Annotated in this window: 11 protein-coding genes; 10 read left to right on the top strand and 1 reads right to left on the bottom strand. The window is 60.3% G+C overall.

Annotated features, from left to right (window positions below; all coding sequences use genetic code 11):
• Nucleotides 1-791: 791 nt before the first annotated feature.
• From AC07PT_RS23465 to AC07PT_RS23450, 4 genes are all read left to right on the top strand, one after another.
• Nucleotides 792-1,844, top strand: a complete 1,053-nt coding sequence (locus AC07PT_RS23465) for a WD40/YVTN/BNR-like repeat-containing protein (protein ID WP_494658294.1) — start codon at nucleotides 792-794, stop codon at nucleotides 1,842-1,844.
• Complete coding sequence (locus AC07PT_RS23460; protein WP_492347795.1) at nucleotides 1,841-2,293, top strand: VOC family protein; 453 nt, start codon at nucleotides 1,841-1,843, stop codon at nucleotides 2,291-2,293. Before AC07PT_RS23465 ends, AC07PT_RS23460 begins: the two co-directional genes overlap by 4 nt.
• 136 nt (nucleotides 2,294-2,429) lie before the next feature.
• Nucleotides 2,430-4,043, top strand: coding sequence for a bifunctional 3-(3-hydroxy-phenyl)propionate/3-hydroxycinnamic acid hydroxylase (locus AC07PT_RS23455; protein WP_494658293.1), 1,614 nt, complete (start codon nucleotides 2,430-2,432; stop codon nucleotides 4,041-4,043).
• 103 nt (nucleotides 4,044-4,146) lie between these two features.
• The gene (locus AC07PT_RS23450) at nucleotides 4,147-4,446 is read left to right on the top strand and encodes a hypothetical protein (protein WP_494658292.1); all 300 of its coding nucleotides are present in this window, start codon (nucleotides 4,147-4,149) and stop codon (nucleotides 4,444-4,446) included.
• 5 nt (nucleotides 4,447-4,451) lie between these two features.
• Here the strand turns inward: AC07PT_RS23450 and AC07PT_RS23445 are convergent, their stop codons facing one another.
• Nucleotides 4,452-5,423, bottom strand: a complete 972-nt coding sequence (locus AC07PT_RS23445) for a helix-turn-helix domain-containing protein (protein WP_494658291.1) — start codon at nucleotides 5,421-5,423, stop codon at nucleotides 4,452-4,454.
• A 409-nt stretch (nucleotides 5,424-5,832) separates the two neighbouring features.
• On the opposite strand from AC07PT_RS23445, the gene AC07PT_RS23440 reads away from it, so the two are divergent.
• The 6 genes from AC07PT_RS23440 to AC07PT_RS23415 form a co-directional block, all read left to right on the top strand.
• Nucleotides 5,833-7,176, top strand: coding sequence for an aspartate aminotransferase family protein (locus tag AC07PT_RS23440; protein WP_492347798.1), 1,344 nt, complete (start codon nucleotides 5,833-5,835; stop codon nucleotides 7,174-7,176).
• 38 nt (nucleotides 7,177-7,214) lie between these two features.
• Nucleotides 7,215-8,666, top strand: coding sequence for an aldehyde dehydrogenase family protein (locus tag AC07PT_RS23435; protein ID WP_494658290.1), 1,452 nt, complete (start codon nucleotides 7,215-7,217; stop codon nucleotides 8,664-8,666).
• Between the two features lie 35 nt (nucleotides 8,667-8,701).
• Nucleotides 8,702-9,319 carry a cytochrome b gene (locus AC07PT_RS23430; RefSeq protein WP_492347800.1) on the top strand — a complete coding sequence of 206 codons (618 nt, stop codon included), beginning with the start codon at nucleotides 8,702-8,704 and terminating at the stop codon, nucleotides 9,317-9,319.
• A gap of 41 nt (nucleotides 9,320-9,360) precedes the next feature.
• A complete protein-coding gene (locus AC07PT_RS23425; protein WP_494658289.1) occupies nucleotides 9,361-9,987 on the top strand; it encodes a nitroreductase family protein in 627 nt (208 codons plus the stop codon).
• A 127-nt stretch (nucleotides 9,988-10,114) separates the two neighbouring features.
• Nucleotides 10,115-11,473 carry a DUF1329 domain-containing protein gene (locus AC07PT_RS23420; RefSeq protein WP_494658288.1) on the top strand — a complete coding sequence of 453 codons (1,359 nt, stop codon included), beginning with the start codon at nucleotides 10,115-10,117 and terminating at the stop codon, nucleotides 11,471-11,473.
• A gap of 86 nt (nucleotides 11,474-11,559) precedes the next feature.
• The coding region (locus tag AC07PT_RS23415) for a DUF1302 family protein (protein WP_494658287.1) at nucleotides 11,560-11,924 on the top strand (365 nt) is incomplete at its 3' end.

Below are 11,924 nucleotides of genomic sequence, written 5' to 3'. Positions count from 1 at the left end.
ACTTGTGGCACAACGCTGTCAACGTCGAGGTCGATTTGCCCCGGGTGGCGGTGCGGCGTCCGCTGGACACGCCGCTCGGCGTGGGCGACACCGTGCGTGCCAACTCCGTGGCGGTCAACCACGAACGGTCCCCCTCAAGACCCTGGCGACCCGCTCTGGGCGCCGCATGGCATGGGTTGCACCGATGCTTCCACCCGCGTCACACCCGATGCCCTGGCGCCCCGAAGTACCGTCAAGGGTTCACCTCGCACCTGAACGCACCGTCGCCCCCTTGGCCATGTGTCTCGCCGCCGCACTGGCCTCGCGCGTCAAACCTTCTGTGAGGGCGGGGCTGGCACTGTCACGAGGCAACCTCGCTTCATTTTTCAGCACTTGGACCGTGAACGGCGTTGACTACAAGCAACCTCGGTCCTGAGTGGGTCTGGCGACCATGGAGCATCTGCTCCGTTCCCGCTGGAACACGGCAATGTTCGCGTCGTTACTTCATTTCTTGCCTCTTGGATTTGCGTTGAATCAGCTTTGGGAGAAAGTGCGTCCTTGCTGAGAAAAATGCCTTTTTATTTATTGCTAATTTATCTCTATGAAATAAACTAGCAATAAATAAGGGGCATATGCACGACTTTTTAGGCGGGTGTTTGCAAAAGTGGTGTCAACCCTTGTTTGTGGGCGGTGCACTCGCATGGGGTGGCAATCCAGCGTGCATCGATGAGCTTCATTGCGGCGACAGGGCGCTTGGCTGGCCGTTTTCAGCCACTGGCGTTGGGGCCGTCAACTTTGGAAGGATGTGTTACATGAGCGAAGGAACGTGGTTGGTAGGCACGGCTGGCCAAGCTGTCGTGCGCAGCAACGACCAGGGCCTGACCTGGCATCGACTGGGTCTTGGGCAGCCCTTGGAGTTCGATGCGGTGGTGCGCTCAGTCTGCCTCGATCCGTCGGAGCCTCGGCGTGTCTATGCCGGCACGGACATCGGGCTGTGTGTCAGTCAAGATCTGGGAAACACCTGGGAGCAGGTGCAGAGCCCCTTCACCGGGCAGATGGTCTGGAAGGTACTGGTGGATCCGGGGAATTCGGCACGCATTTTCGTGGGAACCGGGGCGCCATCGCATGCTGTCCTGTGGCGCACGCTGAATGGCGGCCTGAGTTGGGAACGTGCCGCGGTTGACATCCCTGAGTTCTGCGCCGGGGTCAACCGACCACGTCTGTTGGCATTCGCATTCGACCCTGTCGACCCAGATCAACTGTGGTTTGGCTTGGAGGAGGGGGGCCTGTTTCATAGCCGCGATGGTGGAATGGCGTGGGAGCGGGTGGACGCCCGCCTGCTTTGGCCCTTCCGCTCGGACATTCACAACATCCAGGTGCTGTCCAACCATGGGAACAAGGTGGTCGTGGTGGCCTGCGTGAACGCGGTCTACCGCAGCTTCGATGAAGGCCTGAGCTGGACAGGTTTTCTGCCCAACGATACCCATGGGCTTTATTACGCCCGCGCACTGAGTGCCCCGCTGGGAACCGAGAGCACCCTGTACCTGAGCTTGTCGGACGGTACGCCGGGGACCACCAGCCGGATTCTGCGCTCTGTCGACGCCGGCGAAAACTGGGAGGTGCTGCCGCTTCCACAGCAACCCAACTCCTGCTTTTGGACGATTGCAATGGACCCGTCGGATCCGCGCAGGATCGTGGCAGGCACCAAGTACGGCCACCTGTTCACCTCGGTGGATGGCGGCAACAGCTGGCAAAAGCAGTGGCGGGAGTTCAGTGAGATCACCGAGGTGGCCTGGTCACCCGTGGTTGCCCAGATCAATGTCGCGCATCGCTCGGTCGTCGCCCATGAAGAGGCTGCCGCATGACCCATCCCAAAGTGTTGCGAACTCACCTGGCCTTGCTGGTGAAAGATCCCGAGCTGTCTGCGCGCTGGTATGTGGACATCATCGGCATGACTGTAAGTGCCCGTGCCGACAACTGGATCATGATGTCCTTCGGGCCCAAGCACCATGACATCGCCTTGATTCGAGCCGAGCCGGGGGCGCAACGAGGTGGCCTGGGCCTGCAGCACTACGGGCTGGAGATCGCGGGTGATCTGGACACCTTGCGGCGCTTGTACGGGATGCTGCTGGATAGGGGCGTGGAGATTGTGAAGGTGACCGACCACGAGATTGGAACCGGTTTGTACTTCAACGACCCAGACGGTAATCGGATCGAGTTTTTTCTCGAAACCGACCACGACGACGAGCGAGCCAAGCAGCGCTTTGCCGATGCGCATGCACCGAGCAGGAACATCACGCTCGATCGCCTCTGATCCCAGGCGTTGCTTCGGTTCGGCCTCGAAAACCTTCGGGCGCAACGAACGAGTTCGCCATTCTCCATTGACATCGCCTTCTTCACCGACATCGGCCCGGCCAGAGCGCCGGTGCCCTGTCCCAACAGGATTGAACATGAACAAGCAACAAACCCAGGTCGTCATCGTCGGTGGTGGCCCGAACGGCATTGCAGCAGCCCACTACATGGGCCTCCACGGCATTGAATGCGTGGTCCTTGAGGTGGCCCGTGAGATCCTGCCTTATCCGCGGGCCGTCGGCATGGATGATGAAGCGCTTCGGGTTCTGCAAGGTGCCGGCGTGGCTGAGCCTGCGGTGCAGGACATGATCTCCGATGTGCCACTGCGTTACTTCAATGCGCGTGGGGTCTGCTTTGCAGAAGTGAAGCCAACGACTGCAGAGTATGGCTGGCCCATGCGCAACATCTTCATGCAGCAACTGCTGGAGGCCACCCTGCGCGAAGAGCTACAGAAGCGCCCCACAGTTGAGTTGCGTCTGGGCCATGAGATGTTGGAATTGACCCAGGATGAATCTGGCGTCACCCTGAAGGTCAAGAACCCGGAGGGCGAGGTTTACGAGCTCAAGGCTCAGTATGTGATCGGTGCAGACGGGGGCCGGTCGGGGGTACGCAAGCAACTGGGCATCGAACTGGTGGGCTTGACGCATCCACGCAAATGGGTCGTTGTCGATGCCGCCAATGACACGCTCGATGCGCCCTACACGGCGCTGCATGCCGACCCAAGCCGTCCCTTCGTGTGCATCTACCTTCCCTATCGCCAACGTCGTTGGGAGTTCATGCTGATGGAGCATGAAGACGAAGAGAAGATGTGCGAAGAGCCCAATATCCGAGCCCTGATTCGTTCTCACATTGGCGATGCTGTGGACCAGCTCGACATCATCCGCATCCGGGCTTACACCCACAACTCGCGTGTGGCCGAGCGCTTTGTGCAGGGGCGGGTGGCGCTGATCGGTGATGCGGCCCACATCACGCCACCTTGGGCGGGGCAGGGTCTGAACTCTGGTCTGCGCGATGTGGTCAATGTCTGCTGGAAGGTGGCAGCCATCGTCAAGGGCCATGCCGGCGCTTCGATCCTGGCCAGCTACGATGTGGAGCGGCGTGGGCATGCCACTGATCTGATCGCGCTGGCTGACAACATGGGCGCGATTCTGGGCATGACAAGTCCTCTGCTGGCGGGGGTGCGTGACTGGGTCTTCCAGGCGGTCGACACGGTCGAGAACCTGCGCTCCCACTTGCTGGAGTTCAAGTTCAAGCCCAAGGCCACCATCGCGAAAGGTCTGATCCACCGAGAGTGGCCAGACATTCGCGACGACGACGTCGTCGGGCAGTTGTTCATCCAGCCCTTTGTCGAAGATGGCCGTGGCACGCGATTGCGTTTTGACGATGTGCTGGGCGACTTTTACGCCATCATCGGCTATCGAACGAACCCCAAGGCGGGTTTGTCGGACGACGATATTCGCCATTGGGAAGGCATGGGCGCACGTTTCATCCAGGTCAACCGGTCTCGCAGTGGCAGTGGCCGTCATCAACCCCTGGTGACACCCGGTGTGATCAGCGTCGAAGACGCCGACAACAAGCTGGAGGCTTGGTTCGACAAGGCGCGTGCGCATGTCGCCGTCGTGCGTCCTGACCGATTCGTGGCGGCCATCAGCACCACCGGACGGGTGCCCGAAGTGTTGGACAAGCTGGCCCGGCAGTTGCGGGGACATTGAGCCAGGATCAATCCCTTTCCTGGGGCCTCCCCTGTCGCCTGAACCCCAACAGGGCCGTGCGAAAGGGGAGGCCCTTTTTACAGCCTCAAGAACGACACGAGCCATGCTCCACACATCCCACTGTGTCCCTGTGTCCCTGTGCGCCGCCAAGCAAGCCTTGTGCGAAGCCGCCCTTGAATACTCCGCCATCATTTCGCCGGCCGCCCTGCACAACGGCCGGGAGCGGGTGGGCAAGGACATCGGCAGCGCCCAGGTGGCCGTGGCGGGCGCCGCCGCCGCCATCGCCTGTCTGGACGCGATGCTCCGCCTGGGCGTCAAGGGGCAGATGATGACCACTGAAGCAGAGCCAAAGGCCCGGCCTCTACACGCGGGGCTGCTACGGTCGCAGAAGGCGGTCCAATAGGCGGATCAGTGTTGGTGACGTGCGGGCTGGCGCTGGTCTGCTCGGTGGGTTTGCGATGGCAACTCACCAAACAGGCCGTGGTAGTCGGCGGCAAAGTGGCTCAAGTGACTGAAGCCCCATTTGCTGGCTGCATCTCCAATCGACACTTCCGAGGCGTTGCTGGTCATCAGCTCGCGCCTGGCACCGTTGAGGCGAATGGACCTGATGTAGTGCGTCGGGGTGGTTTCTGTGACGTTCTTGAAGCTGTTCTGAATCGTGCGGCGGCTGATCTTCAGTCGATGGCAAAGGTCGATCACATTCGGTGGGTTGAAGGTGTCGGACACCGTGAGGTGATGGCACTTCTCAACAATGAAACTGTGAACAGACGTGGGTTGTCGTTCCAGCGTCTTCAGGTGGGGATCGGCCAGCAACTCCATCAGCTCATGGAGCATGGCACTTTCAAGATTGGGCTCGAACCCCGTTTGCAGGGTCGCACGACGATCGGCAATCGCTTCAGAGAACATGGCCAGCAATCGACGCCGGCATTCACTGAAACGGGACGTCGGGATTCGGATCACGGGTTGCTTGAGCAGCTTCTCGATGTTTTCGGCATCCGGCGAGTCATCAAGTGCATGGTCGAAGAGGTCGCTGTCGAAGGTGAGTGACAGCATGTCCATGCCCATGGGCATGTGGAACATGAATTCCTCGCCACCGCGCAGCACGAACAAGCTGGTTTCATCCGCCTCCCGCCCTTGCATTCTGATGGCACCAGGGATCGCAATGGGAACAGCGAAACAAACCTTTCCGCGGGGCGCTTCACCGTGCTGAACCACGCGTTGATTGATCTGTTCGCGAAATACATGCAGGCGCTGGCTCTTGATCTGCGCCAGAGAGCTTTGCAGATTGCCCGCACTGATCTGGCTGTAGGTCTGACGCCAATCATTCACTGCTGAGGCGTGCATCTGCACATCATTGAAGCAATTCATGCTGAGGTTCATGGCGTTTCTGTGTTGTTTGAATGAGGGGCGGGCTGACGTGTGGGCGACGCTGCAAGAACCGTGCAAGTCCGGAACGATGTCCGTGTGACTGCTCAGAGCGCGGATTTTGCGACCGGTTCAGAGGGACCGTTGATCGGGGAAACCCTTGGGATTCAGCGGCGTTGTGCGGCGGCTCTCGTGCCGGGTTGGCGTGCGCTGATTCCTTTGCGTGCAGCTGGTGCATGCCGTCATCGACGTGCTTGAAATTGGTGCGCGGATGACGTGAAGCGGTGGCGTCGGCAGATGCCAATTTGGGCTAACGATGAACAAGGGGGCTGGCGAGAATTTGCTCGTCCACTACCTCAACGGGTGGCAACGCCCCTTTGAAATCTGCACACCTCCGTGTGTGCGCGTCTTGTTCGGAGAACCGATGACTTACGAAAACGCCCGCTTCTGGCACCCCATGATGCACCCTGGAGCAATGAAGGAGCGCAAGCCGCTTCGCATCGTCCGTGGCGACGGTTGCTACGTCTTTGACGATGCTGGAAAGCAGTACGTTGATGGCGTTGGCGGCCTTTGGAACGTGAACGTCGGGCACAACCGAAGTGAGGTCAAGAAGGCCATCGTTGATCAGCTCGATCAGCTCGAGTACTTCCAGTTGTTTGACGGCGTTTCCAATCCGCCGGCCGAAGAGTTGTCGGCCAAGTTGATCGCCGCGCTGGCCCCGGAAGACATGAAGCGTGTGGTGTTCAGCTCCAACGGATCGGATGCGACCGAAACCGCCTTGAAGCTGGCCCGCCAGTATTGGAAGGTGCTGGGCCAGAAGGACCGCACCAAGTTCATCTCACTCAAGGAGGGCTATCACGGCAGTCACTTCCTGAGTGCGTCCGTCAACGGCAATACAGTGTTTCGTCGCAATTACGAGCCACTGATGCCGGGCTGCTCGCAGGTGCAAAACCCCTGGGTCTATCGCAATCCATTTACCCAGGATCCCGAGCAACTCGTCGACATCTGCATCTCCTTGCTAGAGCGTGAAATCGAGTTCCAGGGTCCGGATACCGTGGCAGCCTTCATTGCGGAACCCGTGCAGGGCGCCGGTGGCGTGATCGTTCCGCCGGCCAGCTTCTGGCCGCGCGTTCGCGAGGTGTGTGACAAATATGGCGTGCTGTTGATTGCCGACGAGGTCGTCACTGGCTTTGGTCGCACAGGCAGTCTGTTCGGCGCACGGGCTTGGGGTGTCAAGCCTGACTTCATGTGCTTCGCCAAAGGCCTGTCCTCTGGTTATGTGCCCCTTGGCGCTACGGTGTTCAACAGCCGAGTTGCAAATGCCTTCGAGTCCAACCAGGACTTTTCCGGCGTCGTGATGCACGGCTATACCTATGCCGGGCATCCGGTGGGTTGCGCCGCGGCGATCGCCAGCCTGGACATCGTCGAAAAAGAAGATCTGCCGGCCAATGCCGGTCGGCAGGGGGCGTATCTGCTTGAGGCCCTGAAGCCCTTTGTGGACCGCTTTGAAGCCGTGGGCGAAGTGCGTGGCAAGGGGTTGATGCTCGCCATCGATCTGGTCAATGACAAGAAGACCCGCGAGTCCATCAGCCCGATGTCAGGGTACGCCTACAGCGTGGCAGAGGTGGCGCGTCGGCACGGCGCGATCGTGCGGCCGGTGGGCACCAAGATCATTCTCTCGCCCCCATTGGTCATGCAGCGCCCCGAGATCGACTCGATCGTCTCGGCCTTGGAAGCCGGCTTCAGCGAAGTGCCTTTTGTGCGCTGAGTGGCCGGTTCATCGATCCCAACCATGCAGGCATTGCCATGAATCAACATTGGAAACACTTCATCGAAGGCGCGCATGCCGAAAGCTCGGATGGCGCCCGAATGGACCTGATCAGCCCCGTCAGTGAACAGGTCTACGCGACCGCGGCGCGTGGTACCGCTGAAGACGTGCAGCGGGCTGTTGCCGCGGCCCGATCCCAGCTGGATGGCGGGCCTTGGAGCCAGCTCAATGGCTCCCAACGCAGCTTGCTGCTCAGCAAGTTGGCCGATCTGGTGTTGCGCGACACGGATCTCCTGGCCGATATGGATGCGATGGCCATCGGTCGTTCGCCCATGGAGCCGCGCATGATGGACGTTCCCAATGCGGTGGCGAATCTGCGCGCCGCGGCAGGCTGGGCGAATCAGCTCGAAGGGCGAACCATTCCTACCGCGGGTTACATGGGCACCAGGACCTTGTCCTACACCGTGCGGGAGCCCATCGGGGTGGTTGGGGCCATCGTGCCCTGGAATTCGCCCCTGATGATCACGACCTGGAAGCTGGCGGCCCTGCTGGCTGCTGGATGCACCGTCGTGATCAAGCCCTCGGAAGAAACACCGCAATCGGCATTGCACCTGGCCTTGCTGTGCCAAGAGGCGGGCTTTCCAGATGGCGTCGTGAACGTGGTCACGGGTGACGGTGAAGTCGTCGGACGTGCCCTGTGTGAGCACCCTGGCGTGGACAAGATCAGCTTCACTGGCAGTCCGGAAGCCGGACGCGCCATCCAGCGCATCGCAGGGCCCATGTTCAAACGGGTTGCTCTGGAACTGGGGGGCAAGAGCCCGCAGATCGTCTTCGACGACGCAGTCTTTGATGACGCGGTGCGCGGCTGTGCTCTGGGCTTGTTCGTCAATCAGGGGCAGGTCTGCGCAGCGGGTTCTCGGATTCTGGTGCATCGCAGCATCGCCGATCGATTCGCCGCCGCGCTGGCACAGGCGGCGGAAGCGATCACCATCGGCGACCCGAGCCTGCCAGGTGTCCAGATGGGGCCTGTGGCAAAGAAGGCGCAATACGACCGGGTCAACAAATACATCGAGGTCGGTATTCATGAGGGAGCCAGGTTGTTGGCGGGTGGTGTCGCGACCTCCCAGAAGGGGTGGTTTGTGAAGCCCACGATCTTTGCTGACGCCGACAACCAGATGACGATCGCTCGCGAAGAGATCTTCGGGCCGGTGGGCACGATCATCGCTTTCGACACGGACGAAGAGGCCATTGCCTTGGCCAACGACTCTGATTACGGGCTTGCCGCCACCGTCTGGACCCGTGACCTGGCTCGCGCACACAAGGTGGCCGGGGCCGTGAAGGTGGGCGCCGTCGGCGTGAATTGCTGGAGTCCCCTGGATGCCAATCTGCCCTGGGGGGGGTTGAAGACCAGTGGTATCGGTCGTGAAGGTGGCCTGTCAGGTGCGATTGCCTACACCGAAGAGAAGGTCATCACGGTGCTTCTGCCCTGAAACTGACGCGTCACCCTCAATTCAAGGAGAGACCCATGAAGTGGAAAAACACGGTTGATGCCTATGGTTCAGCCTCCATGCTCTTTCATTGGCTCACTGCCGCCGGGTTCCTGTCCGCCTATGTCGTTGTCTATTACGTCATCTGGATCGTGGACCCTGAGACGAGCATCAAGCCCCCCCTTCTGGGTCTGACGGCGGACGCCCATCGAGTGGTTCCCGTGCTCAACATCCATTGGGTGTTGGGCATCACGATCGGTGTGCTGACACTGCCACGCCTGCTTTGGCGCCTGGTGGGAACACGTCCTGACCCGGTGCCGGGGACCCGCCTTGAGCATCTGGCCTCCGAGATGACCCATCGAGCCCTTTACGGCCTGCTTCTGTTGATGCCGATCTCGGGCTACATGACCACCTACGACCCGACGGATTTCGGCCTGTTTGTCTTGCCGGCCTGCCGCGACACCGCCTGGGCCGAGATGCTCCGCTCGGGCATGGGGTGGACGGTACTCGAACTGGAGGAGGGCATGTGGGCCGTCCACAGCTTTCTGGGCAAATGGGTCGCGTGGGTACTCGTCGCTTTGCATGTCATTGCCGCGCTCATGCACCACTTCATTCGCCGCGACGCCGTGTTGCGTCGCATGCTGCCTCGTCGATAAGCCGTCCTGCCTCAACCGATCACCTCTGACCTACTGACTTCATGGACCTTTCTCTTCATCCCGTGCTCGATCTGATCAGCGAACGCACTTCCATCGACAGGTTTGATCCGACCTTTGAAATCGATGACTCGGTGTTGCAAACGCTGACCTTTTATGCGACAGAAGCGCCCAGTGCCTACAACCTGCAGAACTGGCGGTTCATCGCGGTCAAATCGCCGGCACGCAAACAAGCGTTGGCGCAGGCGGCGTATGCCCAGCGCAAGGTCGCCGATGCTGCGGTGACTTTCATTGTGTGCGGCCGGCTGGACGCTCACCTTGAACTTGGACTGACACTGCTGCCCCTTCATGACGAGGGCCGCATCAGCGAGAAAGAGCTGGCAGCCTGGGTTGGCGATGCGCAGGCTGCCTTCCAGGACAAGCCCGCCAAACAACGGGATGAAGCCATCCGGTCGGGTTCCTTGGCGTCCATGAACCTGATGCTGGCCGCCCAGGCCATGGGCCTTGTCACGGCTCCCATCGGGGGCTTTGATGTCGACGCGCTGCGGCAAGAGTTTGACCTGGCGCCTGAGGACCTGCCTGTGATGCTGATCGCTGTGGGCAAGCCGGCTGCCGGCAATTGGCCACGCAAGAGGCGGCGTCCCGTCGCCGAGATGCTTCAGGTGCTGTAAGTCGCTGGCTCGCACGTACGCCATCGCTCTTCCGTCTTTTTCAACTCACTCCTTCAACTGTTACTCGATTGGAGAATCCATGTCTGTCTCATGTCTGCACCGCGGCCCGATTGCGCACACTCTCAAAATGACCGCCATCGTGGTGGGCCTGGTGGTAGGTAGCCCCCTGGCGCTGGCGGCCGATCTCGCCCAACTCGACAAGCTGACACCATCAGGTGCGGAAAAAAGTGGCAACAAAGACGGCAGCATTCCTGCATGGGAGGGCGCAGAGCCTCCATTGCCAGGCTGGGAATGGGGAAAGCTGCGCCAGGCGCATTGGAAATACAAGGATGAGAAGCCCCTTTTCACCATTGATGCCAACAACGTTGACAAGTACGCCGATAAGCTATCTGCTGGACAGGTGGCCATGGTCAAGCAAACCAAGGGCTACAAAATGGATGTGTTCCCCAGCCACCGAACCTGCGGCGTCCCTGACTTTGTGGCCAGCAATACGCGCAAGAATGTTGGCACTGCAACGCTGAATTCAGACGGCTGGAGTCTCAAAGACGCCGCGGTTCCTGGGTATCCGTTTCCCATTCCCGCAACAGGTGTTGAAGCGATGTGGAACGCCAAGATGCGTTATCGGGGCGTGGGCATCGACTACAAAGCCACGATCACGGCGGTGTCGCCCCGCCGCGGCAGCAACGAGTGGATCCGTGCAGACTCCGAGCAGACACTGTTCATCCCCTGGGGCGTGAAGGGCTCCAACGCACTTTCGTCATACCCGCCCGTCGAGTTTTATGTCTATTTTGGCTATGTCGCACCAGCGGCATTGGCTGGACAGTCTCTGGCCATCACGCAGTACATCAACCAGCCTGAAAACGAAACCTTCTACTACTTCCCTGGCCAACGGCGGGTTCGTCGCATGCCGACCTACTCCCATGATTCGCCCCAGATCGGTATGGAGAACCAGTACACGCTGGATGAGCCCAACGTCTTCAACGGTGCATTGGATCGTTTTGACTGGAAGCTGGTGGGCAAGAAGGAAATCTACGTGCCCTACAACGCCTTCGGTGCGCACGACTTCAAAGCCAAGTTCGAAGACGTGGCGGGCAATGACTTCATCGCGCAGACCCATCGCCGGTATGAACTGCATCGGGTCTGGGTCATCGAAGCCACAGTCAAGGCTGGCATGCGCCACTCGGCCCCCAAACGGACGATCTACCTGGATGAGGACAGCTGGGCACCCGTGCTGATGGATGACTTTGACGGTCGCAACCAACTCGCCAAGATGCGTGAAGGCTTTCTGATCCCGGTCTATGAAACGGGCACCTGTGATGCCATGGCCATGGTGCAAAACAACTTGGCTGAAGGTCGATATGTCTTTGACACCCATACCGTAGGCACCGGCAAAGACATTCGCTGGCTCACTGAACCTGGCAAGCATCCTCGCCTGAAGGCCAATTTCTACACGGCGGACAACCTGCGCTCAATCAGCGAGCGTTGATTCATGGTCTTCCATCCAGACACCGCCAGCAAGGGCTGGGGGTCGGTGTCTGCCCATTCCAAGATTGACTTACAAGAGGGTTCCCCATGATCGGACTTCGCTTCTCCGTTCTGTCAACGGCTGCCTGCCTGGCGTGTGGCCATGCTGCAGCCTTCACCTTCGAGACCGAAGACGGCCTGCGCGGCAGCTTCGACTCGACCGTGTCGGTGGGCACGGGCATCCGTGCCAAAGACCCCAGCCCCGGCCTGATCGCGGCGGGCAACACCGGCTCGCCGGGCGGCGGCCTGAGCGCCGTGTCGGGCCTGGGCGACCAGGGCGACCTCAACTACAAGAAGGGCCAGCCCTTCACCACCTACCTCAAGGGCTCGCACGAACTGGTGCTCAAGCCCAGTGAAGACCTGACCTTCATGGGCCGCATCACCTGGCTCAAGGACGTGAGCGCCACCAACAC

The organism is Curvibacter sp. GW821-FHT09D12 (assembly GCF_059416245.1).
The sequence above is the reverse complement of the archived record's forward strand: the minus strand, read 5'-3'. Positions and strand labels throughout refer to the sequence as shown.

What these genes read in the sequence shown, in the direction of transcription:
- AC07PT_RS23465 (WP_494658294.1), top strand. Translation starts at nt 792, where the DNA reads ATGAGCGAAGGAACGTGGTTGGTAGGCACGGCTGGCCAAGCTGTCGTG.
- AC07PT_RS23460 (WP_492347795.1), top strand. Translation starts at nt 1,841, where the DNA reads ATGACCCATCCCAAAGTGTTGCGAACTCACCTGGCCTTGCTGGTGAAA.
- AC07PT_RS23455 (WP_494658293.1), top strand. Translation starts at nt 2,430, where the DNA reads ATGAACAAGCAACAAACCCAGGTCGTCATCGTCGGTGGTGGCCCGAAC.
- AC07PT_RS23450 (WP_494658292.1), top strand. Translation starts at nt 4,147, where the DNA reads ATGCTCCACACATCCCACTGTGTCCCTGTGTCCCTGTGCGCCGCCAAG.
- AC07PT_RS23445 (WP_494658291.1), bottom strand. Translation starts at nt 5,423, where the DNA reads ATGAACCTCAGCATGAATTGCTTCAATGATGTGCAGATGCACGCCTCA.
- AC07PT_RS23440 (WP_492347798.1), top strand. Translation starts at nt 5,833, where the DNA reads ATGACTTACGAAAACGCCCGCTTCTGGCACCCCATGATGCACCCTGGA.
- AC07PT_RS23435 (WP_494658290.1), top strand. Translation starts at nt 7,215, where the DNA reads ATGAATCAACATTGGAAACACTTCATCGAAGGCGCGCATGCCGAAAGC.
- AC07PT_RS23430 (WP_492347800.1), top strand. Translation starts at nt 8,702, where the DNA reads ATGAAGTGGAAAAACACGGTTGATGCCTATGGTTCAGCCTCCATGCTC.
- AC07PT_RS23425 (WP_494658289.1), top strand. Translation starts at nt 9,361, where the DNA reads ATGGACCTTTCTCTTCATCCCGTGCTCGATCTGATCAGCGAACGCACT.
- AC07PT_RS23420 (WP_494658288.1), top strand. Translation starts at nt 10,115, where the DNA reads ATGACCGCCATCGTGGTGGGCCTGGTGGTAGGTAGCCCCCTGGCGCTG.